Below are 22,622 nucleotides of genomic sequence, written 5' to 3' on the forward strand. Positions count from 1 at the left end.
CCTGCACGTGCGCCCCACGTGCAGGCCGCTCGCCACTTCAGTTCATTGTGAATCGCACATCGAGCACTTCACCGTTCATCTCGATCGAGCTCCTGCAATCTGCCAACTCCGACCCGGAGGACGTCGTGCTGGCCCTCACCTCGCGGCTCGATGCATCGAAACGAAGGGTGAACTTGCAGCGCTTGCCACCACTGGTCAGGGTGACGGATTCCTTGAAGTTCTTCCCTCCAAACGCTTTCTCCAGGAACCACAGTCGCCCCCTGGACTCATCGTCCACTGCGAAGGAGGCGTTCCAATCCGGAGTGAGGAAGTCCCCGGCATGATCGATCTTCGCCTTGGAGTCCGCGTAATCGACCATCATGCTGACCCGTGGCGCCGGGGCGGCCTTTCCCGGGTAGGGCCGCGGTACGATGAAGGCATGAGCCGGCAGGACCACTACCGACAGCAATAGCGCTAATGTCTTGAATACCATGATGTTTACCTTGATCAAAGCGCGCCGGCATGGCGCGCGTCTTGATCAAGGTAAACAAGGGTCAGTGGGCAGAGGCCTCACTTAATTACCGACACCCCAGCAAGCCGCCCAGCCCCTCGAGCAGGCGTTGCAAGGCCCCTTGATTGGCTTGCATCACCGCCCTGCCCGCCTTGCCCATGCGCCGGCCGTCCTGCGGCAACTCGATCAGACGACGCACTGCCACGGTCAAGCCTTCCGTATCGTCCACCTGCTGCAGCGCCCCGGCCTCACGCAACATCGCAGTGATCTCGAGGAAGTTGAACACATGGGGCCCAGTGATCACCGGCAATGCCAACGCCGCCGGTTCCAGCGGATTGTGTCCGCCCGTGGGCACCAGGCTGCCGCCGACGAAGGTGATATCGGCCAGGGCATAGAGGAACATCAACTCGCCCATGGTATCGCCAAGCAGGACCTGGACCTGCCCGTCCACCGTCGTTCCTGAAGAACGCCGCACTGTAGTGAAACGTTCGCGACACAGCGCGTGTACTGCATCGAAACGCTCCGGGTGACGCGGCACCAGGATCAACAATGCATCGCCATGAACCTGCAACAGGCGCTGATGAGCCTCGAGAATGAGCGCATCTTCACCCTCATGCGTGCTGGCGGCGATCCATACCGGGCGCTGCGTCGCCGCCCACTGCTCGCGCAATTGGCGTGCGCGTGGCAGCAGTTGATCATCCACCTTCAGGTCGAACTTGATCGAGCCGGTCACCTGCACGCACTGCGCGCGGGCGCCCAGGCTGCGGAAACGCTCTGCTTCAGTCTCGGTCTGTACCGCAATCAGGCTCATCTCTTCGAGCATCGGCCGGGTCAGCCCGGCGAAGCGGGCATAACCGCGTGCCGAGCGCTCCGATAGCCGCGCATTGGCCAGGGCAACGGGGATACCGCGCCTGGCACACTGGTGGATGTGGTTGGGCCACAGCTCGGTTTCCATGATGACGCCAAGCTTCGGACGCACATGATCGAGGAAACGCGCCGCTGCCCAGGGCAGGTCGTAGGGTAGATAGCAGTGCTGGACCCGCGGCTCGCTGGCGAACATCGCGCGGATGCGCTCCGAACCGGTCGGTGTCATGCAAGTCAGCGTGATGGGCAGGTCCGGGTAGGCCTTGAGCAGTGCCTTGACCATCGGCGCCGCAGCGATGCTCTCGCCCACCGACACCGCATGCACCCAGATGCCACCCTGGCGCATGGCCGGAAGCTTGCAGGCAAAGCGCTCGGCGATGCGCTGGCGATACGCTGGCGCCTTGCGCCCACGCAGGAACAGGCGCAGCGCAACCAGCGGCAGGCCCAGGTGAAACAGCAGGGTGTAGAGGGTTCTGTTCATGGCGTCGCAGTTTACTAGGGTCTGTCTGAAATGTGTCTGCACTCGCCCATAGAGCGTTGAAGACGGCCCCTGGGATCGGCAGCAAAAGGGCTGTTGGCCTAGCCGATTGCCCGCAGGTGCATGGCAAAGCGTTCAGCCAGCCACTGAGCTGCCGGCCCAAGCGGCTCGTCGCGCCGCCACGCCAGCTCAGCGACCAGCGCAGGCGGACGCCATTCGCTGTCGAGTTCGACCATGTGCGCCTGGTACGTCGGGTACTGCACCACATGCCGCGGCAGCCAGGCCCAGCCCAGGCCTCGCATCAGCAGTTCGGCCATGACATAGAAGCTGTCGGCACGCCAGACCTGAGCGCTGACCGGCTCGCCGCCCGGATAGTCGCTGTCCTGTGGGGCGATGAGCAACTGCCGGTGGCGCGCCAGCTGCTGGCAGGTTACCCGCCCGGCATGGGCAAGCGGATGATGCGTAGCACAGACCGTGACCATCTCGACGCTGCCCAGGGTGCGACGCTCCAGCGAGTCCGGGATGCTTTCGTGATGGAAGAACAAGCCGAGGTCCGCGCGTCGCTCAACCAGCTTGCGCGCCACGTCGCCCTGTGCACCGCTGGCCAGCTGCACCTGGAGAAAGGGGAACTGGCTGGCCAGTTCATCGAGGCTGTCGATCACCGGCTGGTAGGGCATGGCTTCATCCTGGGCCACCCGCAGCAGCGGTTCCTGGCCGCGCATCAAGGCCTGGGCGCGACCATCGAGCCGCTCGCACTGACGCAACAACTCCTGGGCGTCACGCAGCAAGGCTTCGCCACTTTCGGTCAGGCGCGGCTGGCGACCACTGCTGCGTTCGAAAAGTGTCACGCCAAGGTCTGCTTCGAGCAGCGCAATGGCGTTGCTCACGGCCGACTGCGCTTTGCGCTGGGCACGGGCGACGGCAGAAAACGAGCGTAGCTCGGCGACCTGGACGAAAAGCCGCAACTGTTCAAGGTTCCACTGTTCGGCCATTACCTATCTCCAGAATCGATAGGTAATGACTTTACCGCAATCAGGAACAACCTAGAATGCCCGACCAGTAAACAGAGGAACCTGATCATGAATGCCTACACCTATCTCACCATCGCCATCTGCGCCGAAGTCATCGCCACCGCTTCGATGAAAGCGGTCAAGGGCCTGAGTACGCCGTTGCCGCTGCTGCTGATGGTGTGCGGCTATGCCGTGGCTTTCTGGATGCTCACGCTGGTGGTGCGCAGCATCCCGGTGGGTATCGCCTACGCGGTGTGGTCCGGCATAGGGATCGTGCTGATCAGCCTCGCAGCGCTGGTGATCTATGGGCAGAAGCTGGATGTGCCGGCCATGCTGGGGATGGCGATGATCGTAGGGGGCGTGGTGGTGATCCAGCTCTTCTCCAAGACTGCTGGGCATTGATCGATAGGCAACATTGCCGGGCACGGGCTGTATACTGGGCAATCGTTCCAGTTTTCGAGGTGCCCGCATGCCATCCGCCATTTCCACTGACGTCCTCATCGTCGGCGCCGGGGTCGCAGGCCTCTGGCTCAATGCCCGGCTACGTCGCCTGGGCTATTCGACAGTGCTGGTGGAGCGCGCCAGCCTTGGCGGCGAGCAGACCATCAAGTCCCAGGGCATCATCCATGGCGGCACCAAGTACGCCCTGCATGGCGCGCTGACCGGCGCTTCGGAGGCCATCGCCGACATGCCGCGGCGCTGGCGCGAGGCGCTGGCCGGCAGCGGCGAGCTGGACCTGCGCGACACCCGCCTGCTCTCGGACGCCCACTATCTCTGGTCGCCGGGCACCCTGGCCGGCAACCTCACCAGCTTCTTCGCCAGCAAGGCCGTGCGAGGCCGGGTCGACCAGGTCAAGGGCGAGCAACTGCCCCCTGCCCTGCAGGATCGCGCGTTCAAAGGCAAGGTCTACCGCCTGGCCGAGCTGGTCATCGATGTGCCCAGCCTGCTCGCCAACCTCGCGCAGCTCGCCGGTGACAGCCTGCTCGCCGGCGAGCGGATCGAGCCTCTGCGCGACGGCCAGGCGCTGGTCGGCCTGAAGGTCGATGGCCGCGAGATCCGTGCCCAACGCATCGTGCTCAGTGCCGGCGGCGGCACCGAGGACCTGTTGCATGCCCTCGGCCTGAGCCAGCCCGCGCAGCAACGCCGCCCCTTGCACATGGTCCTGGCCAAGGGCCCCAACCTCAAGCCACTGTACGCCCACTGCCTGGGCGGTGGGCCCAAGCCACGGGTCACCGTGACCACCCACCCGGCGGCCGATGGCCAGTGGGTCTGGTATCTGGGCGGCGACCTCGCCGAAGCCGATGGCGTGGCACGCGAGCCGGCCGCGCAGATCGCTGCGGCGCAAAAAGAGATCGCCAGCCTGCTGCCCTGGGTCGATCAAAGCCAGGTGCGCTGGGCGACCTTGCGCGTCGATCGCGCAGAGCCCGCACAGTCGGGCCTGGTGCGCCCCGACAACGCGTTCCTCAGCGAGCAGGATCGCCTGCTGGTTGGCTGGCCGACCAAACTGGCGCTGGCGCCAGACTTCTCCGACCGCATCCTGGCCGCCTTCGAACGCGATGGTATTCGCCCGAGCGCCCAGGTCGATCTGACGGACCTACCGCGTCCACCGCTCGGCGTGCCCGCCTGGGAGCAACTGCTGCCATGAGCCTGCCGACCCTGCACGATTTCCACCGCCCGTTGGGCAGCACCGGCCTGAAGGTATCGCCACTGGGGCTGGGCACGGTCAAGCTTGGCCGCGACCAGGGCGTGAAATATCCCAACGGCTTCACCATTCCCGGCGACGACGATGCCCGCCTGCTGCTGTCGCAGGCTCGCGAGCTGGGCATCAACCTGATCGACACCGCGCCGGCCTATGGCCGCAGCGAAGAGCGTCTCGGCCCGCTGCTGCGTGGCCAGCGTGACGAGTGGATCATCGTCAGCAAGGTCGGCGAAGAGTTCGAAAACGGTCTGTCGCACTTCGACTTCAGCGCCGCCCATACCCGACGCTCAGTCGAGCGCAGCCTCAAGCGCCTGGAAACCGACCGCATCGAACTGGTGCTGGTGCACTCCGACGGCAACGACCTGGCCATTCTCGAGCAGCAAGAGGTCTACCAGACGCTCGCCGCACTCAAGCAGGAGGGCAAGATCCTCGGCTACGGCTTCTCCGGCAAGACCGCCGCCGGCGGCCTGAAAGCGCTTGAGCAGGGCGACTGCGCGATGGTCACCTACAACCTCAACGAGCAGGCGGAGCGCCCGGTGCTGGACTACGCTGCCGAACACGGCAAGGCCATCCTGGTGAAGAAGGCCCTGGCCAGCGGGCATATCTGCCTGTCTGCAGGCGTGGACCCGGTCCAGGCCAGCTTCGAGCTGCTGTTCACCCATCCGGGGGTGAGCAGTGCTATTGTCGGCACCATCAATCCGTTGCACCTGGCCCACAACGTGGCCACCGTCGCCCGTATTCTGGGCCAGGCCTGAGCCGCTCACGCGGCCGCCGAATGCAAGGAGGAGCCTCGTGGCGCGTACGCTTATCCGCAAGAACCCGAGCAACTTCAAGACCCTGCCGCTGCATGTCGAAGCCACCCCCGAACGCCTGAGTTACCAGAGCATCGGTATGCCGCTGAACTTCGCCCAGACCCTGCAACGGCGCAAGGCGATCCAGCTGGATGACAGCCAACGCTTCGTCATCGAACTGGCCAACCTGGGCGTTTCGGTACGCCTGACCCTCAACTGGCAGAACCGCGACTACTGGGTGCTGGTGCGTCAACGCCGCCAGGACCGCGGCGACGTGGTACTCAAGCTGATCTCCGGTTACGTACCTGCCCAGGAGCTCAACCTCCCACTGCACACTGCCATTCAGGAAGTGGCGGAAGAGTGCCTGCTGGAAACCCCGGAAGGCTGGCTGAGCGGACGCTTCAACGACACCTGGCTACCCGCCCCGTATGCCGCTGCCCTGCACTACCGCGAAGCCCTGCCCTTCACCCTGAGCCCGGCCTCGGGCGCGGCGCGGCCGGTACACTGCGGCAACCTGATGCTACTGGAGCGGCCACGGGCCTATGTGCACCTGCCCACCGCCTCGCTGCAACTGATCTACGATCTGCGCCTGCAAGTACCCAAGGAGGCCAAGTCGCTCAGCCTGTTTCACGTCGACGAGCGCCTGGAAGGTGACCAACTGGTGGCCCGGCTCAACCGCAAGCGCCCCGACCTGTACCTGATGCCCCTGAAGGACGGCCAGCCATTGGCGGAGCTGTACACCCTGAAGAAGGACCAGCTTGTTCCCGCGAGCACGCGCGGGCTGTACCTGGCCGAAAGCTTCGCCCTGCAGGATGGCTGGGTGGTGAGAGAGGAACGCGTACGTTGGCGGGAATGGGTGCGTCAGCAAGGGCTGGTGGAGAGTCGGCCCGAGAAGCCTTCGCACCTGCAGCGTTTCAGCGACAAGGCGCGGGCGTTGTTGCAGCGGGCGAAGACCACACTGCATAAATAGCAGCAGCGGCGCTTGGCCGCTGCCACCTGCCCTGCGCCTTCAAGGGCAGGTCAGTTCTTGCGAATTTTCTCGACGATCGCGGTGGTCGAGCTGTTCTCGACCAGGCCCAGCACTTTCACCGTGCCGCCATAGGCCTTGACGATATCCGCCCCAACCACTTGGTCGATCCCGTAGTCGCCCCCCTTGACCAGCACATCCGGCTTGACCTGGCGCAGCAGGTTTTCAGGGGTTCCCTCAGGGAAACTGATGACCCAGTCCACCGCGCCCAGGCCGGCGAGCACCGCCATGCGGCGATCGACGCTGTTGATCGGACGCCCAGGCCCCTTGAGACGGCTGACCGAAGCATCGTCGTTGATCGCAACGATCAGGCGATCCCCTTGGGCGCGAGCCTGCTCCAGGTATGTCACATGCCCAGCGTGGAGAATGTCGAAACAACCATTGGTGAAGACGATCTTCTCGTTGTGCGCACGCGCGTCGTCGATGGCCAGCAGCAGTTGCTCGAGCCCCAGCACCCCGCGCTCGGAGCCTTCTTCACGCTGGATCGCGCGGCGCAATTCCGGGGCGCTGATGGCCGCCGTACCCAGCTTGCCGACGACGATGCCAGCGGCCAGGTTGGCCAGGGCCACCGCGTGCGGCAGGTCCTCGCCTGCGGCAATGGCAGCCGCCAGCGTCGAGATAACGGTATCGCCAGCACCAGTGACATCGAACACCTCGCGGGCGCGGGCCGGCAGGTGCAAGGCCGGATGCCCGGTGCGCAGCAGGGTCATGCCGTGTTCCCCGCGCGTCACCAGCAACGCGCCGAGGTCAAGATCATCGAGCAATTGCAGGCCTTTGGCGACCAACTCGGCTTCATCGGCGCAACGCCCGACGATGGTCTCGAATTCGCTGAGGTTGGGGGTAATCAGGCTGGCACCGCGATAGATGGAAAAATCCTTGCCCTTGGGGTCGGCCAGTACCGGAATGCCTTTGCTGCGAGCAGCCTGGATCAGCGACTGGTGATTCTTCAGTGCGCCCTTGCCGTAGTCCGACAGCACCAGCACCTTGACGCCTTCGAGCAGTGCATCGACCTCGGCACCCAGCGACAGCGGATCGGTGGCGAAGGGCTCTTCGAAATCGATGCGCAGCAGTTGCTGGTGGCGGCTCATGACCCGCAGCTTGACGATGGTGGGCTGGTGCGCAATACGCTGGAACACCGAACGCACACCTGCGGCCTGCAGGCTGTTGGCCAGACTGTCGGCTGCTTCGTCCTGGCCGGTGACACCCACCAGCGAAGCCGGGGCCCCAAGCGCCGCGATGTTCAAGGCAACGTTGGCCGCACCGCCAGGCCGATCCTCGATCTGGTCGACCTTGACCACCGGCACCGGCGCTTCAGGCGAGATACGCGAGGTACCGCCATGCCAGTAGCGGTCGAGCATCACATCGCCGACCACCAGTACCGGGGCTTGATCGAAACGCGGCATGGACAACTTCATGGGCAACCCATATGAAAAAATGAACAGGGGCAGGATATTAGCACACGGCAGCCGGCGGCTTTAACGCCAACTGCGGTGGGGACAATTCCAGTGACAATCGGGGCGCACACGCCCCGATTCATGAGGGTTTCAGGTGATATCGGCCTTGTCCGGCTCATCGAGCCCCATGGCGTGCAGGCGGGCATAATGGCCATTAGCCTCAAGCAACTCGACATGGGTACCACGCTCGACCAGACGCCCCTGGTCCATGACCAGAATCAGGTCGGCCTTCTCGATGGTCGACAGCCGATGCGCGATCACCAGGGTGGTGCGCCCCTCCATCACATGGTCGAGCGCCGCCTGGATATGCCGCTCGGACTCGGTGTCCAGCGCCGAGGTCGCCTCGTCGAGGATCAGCAGCGGGGCGTTCTTCAACAGCGCCCGGGCGATTGCCAGGCGCTGACGCTGACCACCGGACAGCAGCACGCCATTCTCGCCCACCTCGGTGTCGAAACCCTTGGGCAACTGGTCGACGAACTCCTTGGCGTAGGCATCGGCCGCGGCAGCCTCGATGGCCTCGCGCGGCGCACCGGCCAGGTCGCCATAGGCGATATTGTTGGCCACGGTGTCATTGAACAGGGTGACATGCTGGGTCACCTGGGCCACATGCCGACGCAGGTTGCGCAGGCGGTAGTGTTCGATTTCCACACCGTCGAGCAGGATCTCGCCCTTGTTGTGGTGATAGAACCGCGGGATCAGCGCCGCCAGTGTCGACTTGCCGCTGCCCGAACGCCCCACCAGGGCAATCATCTGCCCGGGTTCGGCGACGAAGCTGATGTCGGTCAGTACCTGACGCTCGGTGCCTGGGTAGGTGAAGCTCAGGTTGCGCACCTCCAGACGACCCTCGACACGCTCCTTCTCCACGGTACCGCCGTCCACCTCAGGCTTCTCGTCGAGCTGCTCGAAGATGCTCTCGGCGCCGGCCAGGCCCTTCTGGATGGTCGAGCTGACCTCCGAAAGCTGGCGAATCGGCTTGGGCAGCAGACCTGCCGCCGTGATGTAGGCGACCAGGTCGCCAGCCGAGGCATCGCCACGCAGGAACAGCACCAGGAACATCAACGCGGCCATGGCGCTGTAGATCACCAGTTGCAGCGCCGGAGTGTACAGGGCGCCGGTCTTGTTCATGCGCAGCTGCTTGTCGGTGTTGCTCTGGCTGGCGTTTCTGAAGCGACGCTCTTCGTAGGCTTCGCCGCCGAAGCTGCGCACCACGCGGTAGCCCTGGATGGTTTCGGAGGCCACGTGGGTGACGTCGCCCATGGCCACCTGGATCTTCTTGCTCTGCTTGCGGAATTTCTTGCTGGCGGTACTCACCATCACTGCAATGACCGGCAGGATGGCAACCATCACCAGAGTGAGCTTCCAGTTCATCCACAGCAGGTAGACGAACAGGAACACCACCGTCAGGCCTTCGCGGATCACTACCTTGATCGCGTCGGTGGCAGCACCGGTGACCATGGTGACGTTGAAGGTGATGCGCGAGATCAGGTGCCCGGAGTTATGACTGTCGAAGTAGCGGTTGGGCAGCACCAGCAGCTTGTTGAACAGCTCCAGGCGCAGATCGTGGACCAGGCAGAGGGAGACCTTGGCCAGATAGTAGTTGCCGAGGAACGACCCGAGCCCTTGCCAGGCAGCGATCAGGATGATCAGCAACGGCACCGCCTGCAGCAATTGCAGATCGCGCAGATAGGGAACGTCGGGGAACAACACCGCTTGCGGATTGCTCAGGCCATCGACGAAGTACTTGAGGATCCCCGCCAGCATCGGCTGGGTCGAGGCAAAGATCACGAAACCGACAATGCTCAGCAGGAAAATGCCGATGTAGGGTTTCACATAGCCCAGGAGCCTGAAATAGATCTTCAGACTGGTGGGGTTCTCCGCCGGTCGCGGTGTTTCGGCCATCATCGAGCTCGCTGTTCAGGTTGAACCGGAAATTTTACCACAGGCTTTTCGCTCGGCATGCACCCACGGCAACATCATCGCCAGACCGACCGGCAACCAGCTGATGAACCACTCCGCGCGTGGCGTGCCAGTCAGGCTTGCCGCATCGAGTTGCATGGCCACAGTTGAAAACACCCAGACCGCCAGCGCCAGCTTGCCCAACATGGTCTCCCGGGCACGCAGGATCTCGCGCAGGGCGAACAGCCATACCGCTATCCACAGCAACATACCGGGCAGCCCCAGCTCGACGGCGACGTGAGTGAGCATATTGTGGGTATGGTCGAACTGGATCCCCAGTGCCTCCACGCGGTAGAACGCGCCAAGCCCCAGGCCGGTCCATGGGTGCTGTTCGATCATCTGCATCGAGGACTGGAATATCTCGGGCCGATAAGAGGAACCCCGCTGCATGATCAGGTCCTGGAACAGGAATATCGCGACGGCAGTGATCAGCAGCGATGACACGAAGACCAGCTTGCTGAGCCGATCACGCATCCAGAATGGCGCCAACAGCACAGTGAGCAGCAAGGCCACGCCCGCGCCGCGGCTCTGGCAAAAGGCAATGAAAGCCCCCAGGCAGGCCAGAGCCAGCAGCCAACCCGACTGCACGAAGCGGTTGCGCGGACAATCGTTGAGCATCAATACGGCCATGACACCGACGACATAGGCGCCCAGGATCGGATGGCTGATTTCACCGATTCCCTCAAGACGAGAAACCAGTACGTTGCCGGCCACATGATAGAAGCGGTAGATCGAAATCAGTGCAGCAACCGCCATCAGGACTCCACCGATGCGCAACAACATACGCACACGGTGGGCACCAAGCTGCGCCAGCAATGGGAAAGCCATAAGGAACAGCAGGATATAGACCAGCCGCTTACCCTCGCGTCCGCCCTCTGCGGTGGATGACCACACCAGGCTCAACGCTCCCCAGGCCAACAACAGTGCAATCGCCGTCCAGAGTGCCGGCTGACGTCGCCACCCGCTCACGAACAGGTGCCGGGCGGACCAGGCGAAGACCAGGGTCGGTAGCCAGAGGAACAGGATGAGGCCTTGCTGGTAGAGCTTGTTGCTCGGCGCCAGGGCGATCGCAGCCAGGAACCAGACGAAACCGAATCCGAGCCAGGCCTGGGCCCAGCGCTTTTCATACAACATTCCTTCCCCCGATCAGTCCAATGACACCGTCATGGTGCAACCGCATTATTTTCGGCATTATTGCCAGTCATTTTGCTTGCAGAAGACAAGGCACCCATCCATGCAATGCTCCCGACTCTCCCAGCCCGACTTCGATCAGCTGACACTCGGCGCCAGGGTTCTGGAGGCCGACAGTCACGGCGCCAAAGTCTACCTGCTCGAGGATGGCAATATCCTCAAGGTTTTTCGTCGTAAGCGTCTGATTTCATCTGCGCTGCTGCGGCCCTACTCACAGCGCTTCATCGACAACGCTGCGCGCCTGGTGCAACTGGGCATTCCCACTCTGGAAGTGATCAGCCATCACAAGCTGGACCTGCCGGGGCGCACCGCGGTGCTCTACCGCCCGCTGCCGGGCGAAACTCTGCTGCAGCGCTCGCGCCTGCCGGGGTTCAGCTGGAATGACTACCTGCCGGCACTGATCGCGCTGATCCGCCACCTTCATCGCTCAGGGATCTACTTCCGTTCATTGCACCTGGGCAACGTCGTGGTCACCCCTGAGCAACAGCTTGGCCTCATCGATGTCGCCGACATGCGTTTCCTGCGCCCTCCGCTGTCGGCACGCATGGTTCGGCGCAACGTGCAGCATCTGGCGAACTACATCGAACGGGAGCGGCTCGGCGACCACTTCCCACTCACCGAACTGAAGTCGGCGCTGCTCGAGCGCTGAGCCTCAACCCCGCAACAACGTCCGCGAGCCCTGGCTGAATGCCCGCCAGGCCTGCTCCGGGGCCAGCGCCTCACGCTGCCCGGCAGCCGTCTCCTTGACGCTGAGCGTGTTGCACTCCCCGATGGCATGCGCCCAGGCGGCCTGGTCCCCTACCGGCAGGTAGCGTCCGGCCTGCCCCAATTGCTCGCGGAACACCGGCAGGTCGCTGCACAGCACCGGCACATCGGCCAGCACCGCCTCTTGTAGCACCAGCCCCAGCCCTTCCGAACGCGAAGGCACCAGCAGCCAGTCGAAGGCACGATAGAGCTGAGATAGATCGGGACGATAACCGCACAGTTGCACGCTTTCGCCCAGCCCGAGCGCCTGGATACGGGCGCTGAGGCGCTCTCGCAGCTCGCCGTCGCCGAGGATCACCAGGCGAGCGTCCGGCTGCTGCCGGTGCACCTGGGCAAAGGCCTCGATCAGCATCTCGAAACCTTTGCTTTCCACCAGCCGGCCTACCGCGCCGAATACAGGCCCCGGACGCTGAACGAGGGCAAGCTCTCGTCTGGCGTGGTCACGCTCGAAGAGTGCTGCGTCGAACACCTGTGGGTCCAGCGCGACACGCAGCGTTTCGACAGAACGACCAAGCGCCTGCTCCAGCGCCTGGGCAAGGGTGTGGGAAACCGCAGCGATGCTCAGGCGGTGCGCCTCGACCGCACGCAGCAAGCGAATGTCGCTGCCGCGCAAGCGAGTCGACCCATGAAAAAGCACCGTCACTCGCGCATCAGGGAAATGGCGCATCAACGGCAAGACAAGGCGCGCAACACCCATGCCGTCGAGCAGCAAGACATCGGGTCGGGTCTGCTGCAGTGCCTTGTACAAACGGCGCCGCAACACAGGCGTCAGCCAGCGCCAGAAACTTCGGCCTTTGAGTGTGCGAGGCGGCATGTGCCACTCTCGGGTCGTGCCCTCGCCGCAGCACAGGCCATCGCCCAGCAGCAGCCAGTTGCTGATCTCGGCCCCTTCTGCAACATGGCACAACATCTGACGGTGCACCTTGTGAACTGACATGTACGGGGCACCTCCCGACCACATCACATTGACAACATTCATCGGTAGAGCTCCCTCATACCCGGCGGGCCGACCGCCAGGTCAACCGATTCAATGAGCAAGAAAGCCGATTCCAATACCGACCAATGTTCCTACAACGAGCGCGGCCACCAGCTTGATCCGATCGCGCTGGCGACGCTTGGCCTTGCGCTGAACTTCCTCGGGCAAGGTCACATGGCTACCGAAACCAGTATGCAGCACCGCATCGCCCTCGAGCGTGACCGCAGTCAGGCCCAGCTCGGCATAACGACGCGACAGCGCCTTCTCTCCAGAATAGGCAGCAAATGGTGCGCAGGTTTGGTAATCGCTCAGGCGGCGCAATCCTGGGTTAAGCGAAAACGCTTGCCAATCGGCTTTATCCGAAAGCAGCGGGTAACACGGCACCTGCGCGATGACCTGCCGGTCGCCCAGGCGAATGTAGGGGCTATGGATCGCCAGGTCGTGAGCATGGCTGCGCAGCCACACCTGCAGGATCTGTGGGCTGGCCTCGAGGATCAGCCGGGAGTCCTCGACAAAGTGCTGGCGATAGAAGCTCCAGTCATCCTCGCAGTGGAAGATGTAGGGCGTCTTGACGTGGCTGTAGGCCAGGTCGATCGACGCCAGCTGCCCCAGCTTGGGCCGGTTGACGAACACCTTGCAGTGGGCCTTCCAATGCTCGGGAACGGCCGCGTGAACCGCATCGTCTCCCGAGTCTTCGGTGATGAACACCTCACGGATCGACGCGGTGTTGTAGCGGTCGAAGCTTTCCAGCGTTGTCTTGAGCAGGTCGAAACGCCCGCAACTGGTTACCACCAGCGTGATGTCACTGTTTTCCGAGAAGCGCACTGGGCTCCCTCCGCCTTGCGGCCATTTCCGATCCGTCCGACGGACAGGTTGATGTGGTTCAAAGCCCCAGTTTCAGACGCAGGCGCTGCCACGCACTAAGCGGCGCTCGCGGTCTGAGGGGGGGCATCATGTGGTCGACGATGCTACGCCCGACCTGGGCAAAACTAAAGCCAGAAACCGCCAGTTCGCGGCCATTGGCGGCGATGCGTTCGGCGAGTGCCGGATCGGCGCGTAATGTCCGCAACTTCTCCTGCAGCACCGGGATGCTGTCGTACAACACCACGTTGTGCATGTCCTCAAGACCCAACGCACGGTTTTCCGCCTCGCCCTGGTCGAAGGCCAGCAGCACGCAGCCACAGGCCATGGCCTCGAAGTTCTTGATCATGTACTCGCCCATGCCAACGTCGGCACTGACGAAGAAGCGGATACGGTTGAGCGTGTTGCAGTAGTCTTCACCGGACTTGGTGCGAGTCACCACCAGGTTTTCCACCTGCCCCAGTTCATCGAGCAACGCCTTGCGGCCGCTATAGGCGACGCTCTTGGTGCTGCCGACAAAGGCCAGTTCGATATCACGCTCGCGCCCCTGGTCGGTCAGCAATTGCTCGTCATAGCCCTTGGGCACGAACACCGCATCGAAACCTTCCTGGCGCAGGCGCTCGCTGACCATGTAGCCAGAGCTGATCACTCGCGCCCAAGGCAGCTTGCGGTAGTGCGCGCTGAACTTGCCGGTGTATTTGCAGGGAATGTAGTTCTGGTAGGCATCGTGCTCGAGGATCACCAGATTAGGGACCGTGCGGATAAAGCCGACCTGGCGAATCTCCTGCTTGAAGCGCAGGAAAAAGACGATACGGTCATAACGCTCGACGTCCACTTCACGCTTGAAGTAGCGCCGCAGGTTGCGCTGCTCGTCGCTCGACAGCCAGCGCAAGTCGCACTCGCAGTTGGCCGCGACGCCGTCGTACAGGCGATCGAGGATGGCCCGTTGTTCCTTCTGCACCAGAAATAGGACTTTCATTGCATTCCTTGGGGGCGTGACGCCATCGCGGTCAATCATCGGGCACTCACAGCTCGCGGCGCCAGAACAGTTCATGTCGACGCACCGCCTTGCGGAAGAATTCGTTCTCCCCGTAAGGCGACGGTCGCCGCCCGGCCAGCCAGCGCTGCAACAGACGGCGCAGGCGACGCTTGAACGGGGCCGGAGGCTGCAGGTCGTGCATCATGCCCAACGCCATGGCCTTGTCGCGCTGGGTCGGCACGTCCAGCACCAGGCTGCAGGGCGCCCAGGGCTGAGCGGCTTCGAGTTGCGGCGGCAGGGCAACACCGTCGCCGCTGTCACCCATGGGCCAGCGGTCGTTGTCGTGCAGGTGGTTGGCATAGCACAGCAAGGTCTGCGGCTGCCAGTCCAGCCCCTGCAGGGCTTCGAGCACGGCGGCCTGGGCGCAGAGATGATCCGGGTGCGGATCGAGCTGCGGGTGCGGCATGACCAGGATTTCCGGGCGAGCCATCTGCAGCAGTACGCGCAAGTCGGCCAGCAGGTTGTTCCAGGTCGGCGCACCATCGGCATCGGCCGGTAGCGGAAACGGATTGAAGCGACGGAACGGCCGGATATCGGCCATATCCGCCTCGCGCGAGGCCGCTGGCTGATCCGGCGCAGCCTGCATGGCAGGCAATTGCAGACAGAAGTAACCCAACTGCACGCAACGGGCCTCCGGCACCCCGGCCCAGCGTGGCACGGCGATGCTGTCCCAGGCGCGCAGGCGCCCCTTGAGCTGCGCCGCCTCGGCCTTGGCCAGCCCCATCTGCTGATAGTGCTCGGCCTCGATCTCGCCTGCAGTCAAGGTAACCACCCAGGCCTCGTCGGCCTGGCTGTAGAGCCCATAGGCCGCCAGCTCTGCATCGTCAGCATGGGGCGCGACCACCATGATCCGACGCTGGCGCAACACCACCGCCGGGGTTATCCACAGGCGTGGTTCGCCCAGCAGCCGACAGTGACGCCCAGACAGGCGCAGTCGCCCATCGCGCAGGGCCGCAGCAAGGCCGGTCAGGTTGAGAAAACGCACGCCATCGACACCGCGCTCAAAGGTCTGGCTGTCACGCATGGCGTCCGCGACCAGCTCGACCCGAGGATCGAGAAAGCGACCAAGCCACCCGGACTTCACACGAATCTCGAGGATCAGCGTGTCATCATCGCCGAACGATGCATCGCTGTTCAGCACGCCGCCTTGAATGCTGACGGCCTCGACACGGCTGTGCTCACCGAAATCGAAGGTGTAATCCTCGCCGGGCGCGTAGAACAGATGGTCGGCGAACCAGGCTTCGTGGGCAGCCCAGACGAGCGGCAGCAGCAGCAGTGGCAGCCACCACCAGGCCAGCGCTCCCAATGCGATCAGCAGCAACAACGCGATCACCAACCCGAGGCGCTTGTTGCGCCGGTGGCGCTTGAGCAATTGCTGCTTGCGACTCATGCCTGATACACCGGGACCGGATTGCACCAACGGTCCTTGTATTCGCGGTCGGCACGGCCGAATGAGAAACGCAGGGCCTTGCCACGGGCGTTGGCGTCTTCCCAGGCGGCCTGGGTATTGAGGAAGCTCAGTACGCTGCCGGGGCTGAAGGCCTTGGTTTCAGGATCGACACCACCGTTGACGTACTCGACACTGATCCATTCGGGCGACTCGACCCGATAGATCAACTGGATGGCGATCGGCTTGTCCTCGAGAAACAGCACCGAGCCGATCAGCAGCTCGCGCAGGCGCTCGACGACTTCGGCCATGCGCGCAGCGCCGGTCGCGGGGAAGCTCCAGCGGCGCTGGAACAGGTCGCAGTACATCGCGGCGATCTCCGCGGCGCTGAAGTCGCTGATTGGACGCACCACTCCACCGGCCTCCTCCAGCAGGCGCAGTTCGCGGCGCTGGTTGTAGCGGAATTTCTTCGAAAGGTCTTCATGCGGGCGCGCCATGGCCAATTGCTCGGCCTGGGGTTTCAAACCCTCGAAACGCCCGTGATTGAGCTCCGACAGGTAGCGCCCGGCATGGCGCAAGGGCGCACCCGCTTCAACGGCTGCAGGCAGGATGAGCTCGGCATTGCCCAGGTCGAACAGCCCCTTCTTGCCATGACGCTTGAGAACATCCTTGGACAACGCCAGATGCCGTCCCCAGGTAGGGACTGCCGCCACAAGCTCGCCGCCCCGGCGCCAGCCCAGGTAGCGCACCGGAATCTGTGCAAGTTCAGCCAGTTGCTCGACCACCAGCGGATGGGTGGCGACACTGCCGCCGAACCGCTGCCAGGCGTCGGCGTACTCGTTCGCATCGATAACGGCCCAGCCGCGTTCGCGCCAGGCTTGCAGATGATTGAGCATCAGGCCCGAGCCTCCAGTGCGCGCACCTGCGGCAACTGCCAGAACGCCTGGCGCACGGCTGCGTCGGAAAACCGCTCGCGCAGGCGCTGCAGCATCAGTTGCGCGCATTCGCGACGCTGATCGTCGCTCAGCCCGGCCATGTGCTTCAGCCCCTGCGCCAGTTGCCCGGCATCGCCCAGCGGGAACAGCACGCCTACGCCTTCAACCACTTCGCGCGCACCACCACAGGCCGTGGCCAGCAACGGCACACCGGCGACCATCGCTTCCAGCAGGACCATGCCGAAAGGCTCGTGGTCAGAGCTCAGGGCGAATACATCGAACGCCTGGAAATAGCGGCGGGCATCCGGCACCTGGCCAAGGAAGTCGACACGGTCGGCAATCCCCAACTCGCTCGCCTGGGCCTTGAGCGTGTCTTCCAGCCGCCCCTTGCCCAGCACCACCAACCGCGCATTGGCCGGCAGGCCCGGCAACGCCTCGGCGAAACCGCGCAGCAGGGTCGCCTGGTCCTTGTCCGGGTGCAGGCGGCCGACGTTGCTGACGATCCACGCCTGGGCATCGAGCCCCAGGGCACGCCGCGCCTCGTCGCGCGGCACGAGACTGGCCTGCAGCGCCTCGACGTCGATACGGTTGTACAGCGTTTGGATGCGTTCGTGCGGCCACTGCGCCAGACAGCGGCGCATGTCGTCACGCACGGCGTCGGACACACCCAGCAGACTCAAGCGCTTGCGAAACAGGTTGGCGAACAGGCGTCGCCCCTTGCGCTGGTAATCGCCGAAGGCATGATGCACGCCGATCACCGGCAAGCCGGTGCCCAGCAGCGCGACATAGATCGGCTTGAAGCGGTGGGCGATGCAGAAGCTGAAACGACGCTCGGCCGCAATCTTGCGCAGCGCACGGATCGCGCCCAGCTTCAGGCCGCGCACGGCCTTGGAGCTGAACTCGAGAAACAGCACTTCGTCTGAGGCACAGCCAGCGGCCACCTGCGGGTCGGCCTTCCCGGTCAGGAAGACTGTGGTGACCTTGTAGCCACGCCCCTCGAACAGGCTGGCGTACTGACGGGCGCAGTCGAGGAACGGCCCGTCGTAGCCATGGCAGAATTGCAGGACGCGCAGGTCAGAGCGGCTGGTCATACGGGGCCGCGCCGTCCTTGACCACCAGGATGTCTTCCATGATCAGGTATTGCAGGTCCGAACCGTAGAACATGTTCAGCGCGTCGGTAGGCGAGCAGATCATCGGTTCGCCACGGCGGTTGAGCGACGTGTTCAGCGACACGCCGTTGCCGGTCAGCTCCTCGAGCGCCTTCATCATGTCGTAGTAGCGCGGGTTGTACTCGCGCTTGAGCACCTGGGCACGCGAGGTGCCGTCCTCGTGCACCACTTCCGGCACGCGGGTTTTCCACTCCTCGGCCACTTCGAAGGTGAAGGTCATGAACGGAGCAGGATGGTCGATCTTGATCATCTGCGGCGCAACGGTGTCGAGCATCGACGGGCAGAATGGTCTCCAGCGCTCGCGGAATTTGATCTGCTCGTTGATACGGTCGGCGACGTTCGGCACGCTCGGGCAACCGATGATCGAACGACCACCCAATGCGCGCGGGCCGAACTCCATGCGCCCCTGGAACCAGGCCACCGGATTGCCGTCGACCATGATCTTGGCGATGCGCTGCGGCATGTCGCTGAGCTTGCGCCATTTCGGTGCATTCGGATGGCGGGCACAGGCGGCGATCACGTCCTCGTTGGAGAACGCAGGGCCGAGGTAGACGTGCTCCATCTTCTCGACCGGCACACCACGGGCGTGGGACACGTAGGCCGCTGCGCCGACCGCAGTACCCGCGTCGCCGGAGGCCGGCTGGACGAACAGTTCCTTGAGGTCAGGGCGGGCGATGATCTTCTGGTTCAGCTTGACGTTCAGCGCACAGCCACCAGCGAAGGCCAGCTTGCCGGTCTCTTTGAGGATGTCGCCCAGGTAATGATCGATCATCTGCAAGGCGAGCTTCTCGAACAGCGCCTGCATGCTGGCCGCGTAATGGATGTACGGCTCGTCGGCGATATCGCCTTCGCGCTTGGGGCCCAGCCATTCGATCAGCTTGGGTGAGAAGTAGAAGCCCTTGCCCTTCTCTTTATAGCGACGCAGGCCGATGACGTTGGCGTACTCGGTGTTGATCACCAGTTCGCCGTTCTCGAAGCTGGCCAGGCGGGAGAAATCGTACTTGCTGGCGTCGCCATACGGGGCCATGCCCATGACCTTGAATTCGCCATCGAGCATCTCGAAGCCCAGGAACTCGGTGATCGCGCCATACAGGCCGCCCAGCGAATCCGGGTCGAAGAACTCCTTGATCTTGTGGATCTTGCCGTTTTCGCCGTAGCCGAAGAAGGTGGTGGCGTACTCGCCCTTGCCGTCGATGCCCAGGATCGCGGTCTTTTCCTTGAAGCCCGAGCAGTGGTAGGCGCTGGAGGCGTGGGCCAGGTGGTGCTCGACCGGCTCGATCTTGACCTTTTTCGGGTCGAAGCCCAGTTGCTCCAGGCACCAGACGATCTTCTTGCGGTAGCGCTTGTAGCGACGGTTACCCATCAGGATCGCGTCGAGGGCGCGATCCGGGGCGTACCAGTAGCGCTTGGCGTAGTGCCAGCGGGCCTTGCCGAACAGGCTGATGGGGGCGAACGGAATGGCCACCACATCGACGTCGGACGGCTTGATACCGGCCTGCTCCAGGCAGAACTTCGCCGATTCGTAGGGCATGCGGTTCTTCGCATGCTTGTCACGCACGAAGCGCTCTTCTTCTGCGGCGGCAACCAGCTTGCCGTCGATGTACAAGGCCGCGGAAGGGTCATGGCTAAGGGCGCCGGACAGGCCAAGAATCGTCAATGCCAAGGGACTAGCCTCTTCATTCGGTAGAGATGCGCCAGCGGCCTCGTGGGCGGCTGGCGGCTAAAGGGCGGGATTATAACGCAAAGATCAGGGGCACACCGCCCCTTGTCGGCGCGGGGCTATTCGGCGATCAGCCAGTCCATGCGGAAGCTGCCCGAAGTCTGAGCCAGCTCCCTGGCCAGCCAGGGCAGCAACTCCTTGAGCTCATCCTCCAGCCCCCATGGCGGGTTGGCGATGGCGAGGCCCGAGCCGTTCAGCCCCTGCGGGCTGTCCTGGTGATGCACATAGAGTTCGACGCGCAGTAGCTTGGGCGCGCCCGTGCTGGTCAGGTCCTGATAGAAGCGGGTCAGCGAACGCTGGTCCTTGATCGGGTACCAGATGGCCGCGACGGTCTGGCGCATGCGGCCGATCGCCTCCTTCATCGCCACGGTACAGCGCTTGAGTTCGTCGGCCTGCTCGAAGGGCGGGTCGATCAGCATGATCGCGCGCTTTTCCTGCACCGGCAGCAGGGCCCGCGGCACATGCCAGCCCTCGCCCAGGTGCACGGTGACCCGCGGATCCTTCTTCATGTTTTCCTTGAGCAAGGGCCCGTCTTCAGGGTGCTTCTCGTTGAGCAGTGCGCGATCCTGCTGGCGCATCAGGCGCCGTGCCAACTCCGGCGAGCCGGGGTAGTAGCGCAACTCGCCATCCGCGTTCAGGCGCTTGATGATGCGCAGGTAGTCGGCGGTCGCAGCCGGCAGGTCTTCGCGATTCCACAGGCGGGCAACACCTTCGAGATACTCACCGGTACGCGTCGCCTGGTCGCCTTGCAGGTCGTACAGACCCAGGCCGGCGTGGGTGTCGATATAGGCGAACGGCTGTTCCTTGCGCGACATCAGGGCGATGAGGCGGGTCAGCACGATGTGCTTGAGGACGTCGGCATGATTGCCGGCGTGGAAGGCGTGACGATAGTTCATGGCAACTCCTGCGGGGGCGGCAAGTTTACCTTGCCTTGCGGGCGGAGTCAGGCCTGGCCGTCGATCGGCACAAAGGCCATTCGCAAGCAGGCCCGCCTCCACAGGAGCGGGCCCGCCCGCGAAGCAGCCGTCGCCGAATCAGCAGGTGTTACTTGTCTGCGTGATATGCAGCATCAGCCGTTTCAAACCGCGAAACCATGCTGCCGCTCGGACGCCCCAGCTTGCTCACCACGATGATGGCGATGATGGCGAACAGGAAGCCCGGGATGATTTCGTACAGGCCAAGCCCGACGTAGTTCTTCCACAGGATCACGGTCAGCGCACCCACCACGATCCCCGCCAGGGCACCGTTGCGGGTCATGCCCTTCCACAATACCGACAGCAGCACCACCGGCCCGAACGCAGCACCGAAGCCCGCCCAGGCATAAGCCACGAGGCCCAGCACACGGTTGTCAGGGTTCGCCGCCAGGGCGATGGCGATCAATGCCACGGCCAGCACCATCAGGCGACCGACCCAGACCAGTTCGGTCTGCGAAGCACCCTTGCGCAGGAAAGCCTTGTAGAAGTCCTCGGTCAGCGCACTCGAGCACACCAGCAACTGGCAGCTCAGGGTGCTCATGACTGCCGCCAGGATGGCCGACAGCAGCACACCGGCAACCCACGGGTTGAACAGGATCTTCGCCAGCTCGATGAACACACGCTCGTGGTTCTCGGTGACCGGGCCAGCCAGATCAGGGTTGGCCGAGAAATACGCAATCCCGAAGAAGCCCACGGCGCAAGTGCCGGCCAGGCACAGAATCATCCAGGTCATGGAGATACGACGGGCATTGGCGATCGACTTCACCGAGTCGGCGGCCATGAAGCGCGCCAGGATGTGCGGCTGGCCGAAGTAGCCCAGGCCCCAGCCCATCAGCGAGATGATGCCGATGAAGGTGGCGCCGCGGAACATGTCGAAGTTCGCCGGGTTCTGCGCCTCGATCGCCAACATCGTGGTGTCGAAGCCGCCAGTGGAGATCAGCACGATGATCGGCGTGAGGATCAGCGCGAAGATCATCAGCGAGGCCTGCACGGTGTCGGTCCAGCTTACCGCCAGGAAACCACCGATGAAGGTGTAGGCGATGGTCGCCGCAGCACCGGCCCACAGGGCTGTCTCGTAGGACATGCCAAAGGTGCTTTCGAACAGGCGCGCACCCGCCACGATGCCCGAGGCGCAATAGATGGTGAAGAACACCAGGATGACGATGGCCGAGATCACCCGCAGCAGGCCGCTGTGGTCTTCGAAACGGCTGGCGAAGTAGTCGGGCAGCGTCAGCGCATCGCCGTTGTGCTCGGTCTGCACCCGCAGACGGCCGGCGACGAACAGCCAGTTCAGGTAGGCACCGACAGTCAGGCCGATGGCGATCCAGGCCTCCGACAGGCCCGACATGTAGATGGCGCCCGGCAGGCCCATCAGCAGCCAGCCGCTCATGTCGGAAGCGCCAGCAGAAAGCGCGGTGACCACGCTGCCGAGGCTGCGACCGCCGAGGATGTAGTCGGAGAGATTCTTGGTGGAGCGATAGGCCGCGAAGCCGATCAGCACCATTACCGCGATGTAGACCACAAAGGTGATCGTGATTGGATTGCCCATGGTTGTGCCCTGGCGTTGTTGTTATCTCTTGCAGCCGACCTTCGTGAGACGGTTGCACCCAGGCGGCGAATCCTATGCAACAACATGAAGCGGGTGCAACCATTTTTCATTTGCAAGTTGCACCTGGAAATGTCTTTTCAGTTAAAACCCCTTTTTTGCTCCTTTTTGAAGCAAAAACGTCGCTTTTAATAAGCAAGGGCAGCAAAAACGACCCTTTCCGCTGTTTAGCGTTTTGCGCCAGACGAGTTGCACCTTTTTCATGAAAAATTCGGGTTGCACCCGGTTGC

At 63.5% G+C, this 22,622-nt stretch carries 21 protein-coding genes; 6 read left to right on the forward strand and 15 right to left on the reverse strand.

What is annotated here, in order from left to right:
• Positions 1-37 precede the first annotated feature (37 nt).
• From HU729_RS02620 to HU729_RS02630, 3 genes are all read right to left on the reverse strand, one after another.
• A complete protein-coding gene (locus HU729_RS02620; RefSeq protein WP_186665893.1) occupies positions 38-472 on the reverse strand; it encodes a hypothetical protein in 435 nt (144 codons plus the stop codon).
• Between the two features lie 85 nt (positions 473-557).
• Entirely contained in the window at positions 558-1,835 is a 1,278-nt protein-coding gene (gene waaA / locus HU729_RS02625; RefSeq protein ID WP_186708217.1) for a lipid IV(A) 3-deoxy-D-manno-octulosonic acid transferase, read from the reverse strand.
• Positions 1,836-1,933: 98 nt separating this feature from the next.
• Positions 1,934-2,824: a LysR family transcriptional regulator gene (locus tag HU729_RS02630; RefSeq protein ID WP_186708219.1), complete on the reverse strand. Its 891-nt coding sequence runs from the start codon at positions 2,822-2,824 to the stop codon at positions 1,934-1,936.
• Positions 2,825-2,911: 87 nt separating this feature from the next.
• Here HU729_RS02630 and HU729_RS02635 point away from each other — a divergent pair, with 87 nt between their 5' ends.
• The 4 genes from HU729_RS02635 to HU729_RS02650 all read left to right on the forward strand — a co-directional run bounded on the left by HU729_RS02635 (position 2,912) and on the right by HU729_RS02650 (position 6,302).
• Positions 2,912-3,244, forward strand: a complete 333-nt coding sequence (locus HU729_RS02635) for a multidrug efflux SMR transporter (protein ID WP_186708221.1) — start codon at positions 2,912-2,914, stop codon at positions 3,242-3,244.
• A 67-nt stretch (positions 3,245-3,311) separates the two neighbouring features.
• Positions 3,312-4,487, forward strand: coding sequence for an FAD-dependent oxidoreductase (locus HU729_RS02640; protein ID WP_186708223.1), 1,176 nt, complete (start codon positions 3,312-3,314; stop codon positions 4,485-4,487).
• Positions 4,484-5,296, forward strand: a complete 813-nt coding sequence (locus tag HU729_RS02645) for an aldo/keto reductase (protein ID WP_186665887.1) — start codon at positions 4,484-4,486, stop codon at positions 5,294-5,296. The genes HU729_RS02640 and HU729_RS02645 overlap by 4 nt, the downstream gene beginning before the upstream one ends.
• A gap of 37 nt (positions 5,297-5,333) precedes the next feature.
• Positions 5,334-6,302 carry a metal ABC transporter ATPase gene (locus HU729_RS02650; protein ID WP_186708225.1) on the forward strand — a complete coding sequence of 323 codons (969 nt, stop codon included), beginning with the start codon at positions 5,334-5,336 and terminating at the stop codon, positions 6,300-6,302.
• 50 nt (positions 6,303-6,352) lie between these two features.
• On the opposite strand, the gene hldE is transcribed toward HU729_RS02650, so the two are convergent.
• The 3 genes from hldE to HU729_RS02665 all read right to left on the reverse strand — a co-directional run bounded on the left by hldE (position 6,353) and on the right by HU729_RS02665 (position 10,903).
• The gene (hldE, locus tag HU729_RS02655) at positions 6,353-7,774 is read right to left on the reverse strand and encodes a bifunctional D-glycero-beta-D-manno-heptose-7-phosphate kinase/D-glycero-beta-D-manno-heptose 1-phosphate adenylyltransferase HldE (RefSeq protein ID WP_151926040.1); all 1,422 of its coding nucleotides are present in this window, start codon (positions 7,772-7,774) and stop codon (positions 6,353-6,355) included.
• Positions 7,775-7,903: 129 nt separating this feature from the next.
• The gene (msbA, locus tag HU729_RS02660; RefSeq protein WP_186708227.1) at positions 7,904-9,712 is read right to left on the reverse strand and encodes a lipid A export permease/ATP-binding protein MsbA; all 1,809 of its coding nucleotides are present in this window, start codon (positions 9,710-9,712) and stop codon (positions 7,904-7,906) included.
• A 15-nt stretch (positions 9,713-9,727) separates the two neighbouring features.
• Positions 9,728-10,903, reverse strand: coding sequence for an O-antigen ligase family protein (locus HU729_RS02665; RefSeq protein WP_186708229.1), 1,176 nt, complete (start codon positions 10,901-10,903; stop codon positions 9,728-9,730).
• A 100-nt stretch (positions 10,904-11,003) separates the two neighbouring features.
• Here HU729_RS02665 and HU729_RS02670 point away from each other — a divergent pair, with 100 nt between their 5' ends.
• Positions 11,004-11,609, forward strand: a complete 606-nt coding sequence (locus HU729_RS02670; RefSeq protein WP_186708231.1) for a toluene tolerance protein — start codon at positions 11,004-11,006, stop codon at positions 11,607-11,609.
• Positions 11,610-11,612: 3 nt separating this feature from the next.
• Here the strand turns inward: HU729_RS02670 and HU729_RS02675 are convergent, their stop codons facing one another.
• The 9 genes from HU729_RS02675 to putP form a co-directional block, all read right to left on the reverse strand.
• Complete coding sequence (locus HU729_RS02675; RefSeq protein WP_186708233.1) at positions 11,613-12,704, reverse strand: glycosyltransferase; 1,092 nt, start codon at positions 12,702-12,704, stop codon at positions 11,613-11,615.
• 48 nt (positions 12,705-12,752) lie between these two features.
• A complete protein-coding gene (locus HU729_RS02680; RefSeq protein WP_186665881.1) occupies positions 12,753-13,526 on the reverse strand; it encodes a glycosyltransferase family 2 protein in 774 nt (257 codons plus the stop codon).
• Between the two features lie 58 nt (positions 13,527-13,584).
• Positions 13,585-14,541 (reverse strand): glycosyltransferase, encoded by a 957-nt coding sequence (locus HU729_RS02685; RefSeq protein WP_186708235.1) that lies wholly within the window; start codon positions 14,539-14,541, stop codon positions 13,585-13,587.
• Positions 14,542-14,587: 46 nt separating this feature from the next.
• Positions 14,588-15,991 carry a PIG-L family deacetylase gene (locus tag HU729_RS02690; RefSeq protein ID WP_186708237.1) on the reverse strand — a complete coding sequence of 468 codons (1,404 nt, stop codon included), beginning with the start codon at positions 15,989-15,991 and terminating at the stop codon, positions 14,588-14,590.
• A complete protein-coding gene (locus tag HU729_RS02695; RefSeq protein ID WP_186665875.1) occupies positions 15,988-16,884 on the reverse strand; it encodes an antimicrobial resistance protein Mig-14 in 897 nt (298 codons plus the stop codon). The genes HU729_RS02690 and HU729_RS02695 overlap by 4 nt, the downstream gene beginning before the upstream one ends.
• Positions 16,884-18,014, reverse strand: coding sequence for a glycosyltransferase (locus tag HU729_RS02700; protein ID WP_186708239.1), 1,131 nt, complete (start codon positions 18,012-18,014; stop codon positions 16,884-16,886). The genes HU729_RS02695 and HU729_RS02700 overlap by 1 nt, the downstream gene beginning before the upstream one ends.
• Positions 17,998-19,755, reverse strand: coding sequence for a carbamoyltransferase (locus HU729_RS02705; protein ID WP_186708241.1), 1,758 nt, complete (start codon positions 19,753-19,755; stop codon positions 17,998-18,000). The genes HU729_RS02700 and HU729_RS02705 overlap by 17 nt, the downstream gene beginning before the upstream one ends.
• Before the next feature lie 116 nt (positions 19,756-19,871).
• On the reverse strand, positions 19,872-20,708 hold the full coding sequence (gene rlmJ / locus HU729_RS02710; RefSeq protein WP_186665870.1) for a 23S rRNA (adenine(2030)-N(6))-methyltransferase RlmJ: 837 nt from the start codon (positions 20,706-20,708) through the stop codon (positions 19,872-19,874).
• A gap of 148 nt (positions 20,709-20,856) precedes the next feature.
• Positions 20,857-22,335, reverse strand: a complete 1,479-nt coding sequence (putP, locus tag HU729_RS02715; protein WP_186708243.1) for a sodium/proline symporter PutP — start codon at positions 22,333-22,335, stop codon at positions 20,857-20,859.
• A 74-nt stretch (positions 22,336-22,409) separates the two neighbouring features.
• Between putP and HU729_RS02720 the strand changes: the two genes are divergently transcribed.
• Positions 22,410-22,598, forward strand: a complete 189-nt coding sequence (locus HU729_RS02720) for a hypothetical protein (RefSeq protein WP_186708245.1) — start codon at positions 22,410-22,412, stop codon at positions 22,596-22,598.
• Positions 22,599-22,622: the final 24 nt, after the last annotated feature.

It is taken from the genome of Pseudomonas sp. RW10S2 (assembly GCF_014268985.1).
Taxonomy (GTDB): domain Bacteria; phylum Pseudomonadota; class Gammaproteobacteria; order Pseudomonadales; family Pseudomonadaceae; genus Aquipseudomonas; species Aquipseudomonas wayambapalatensis.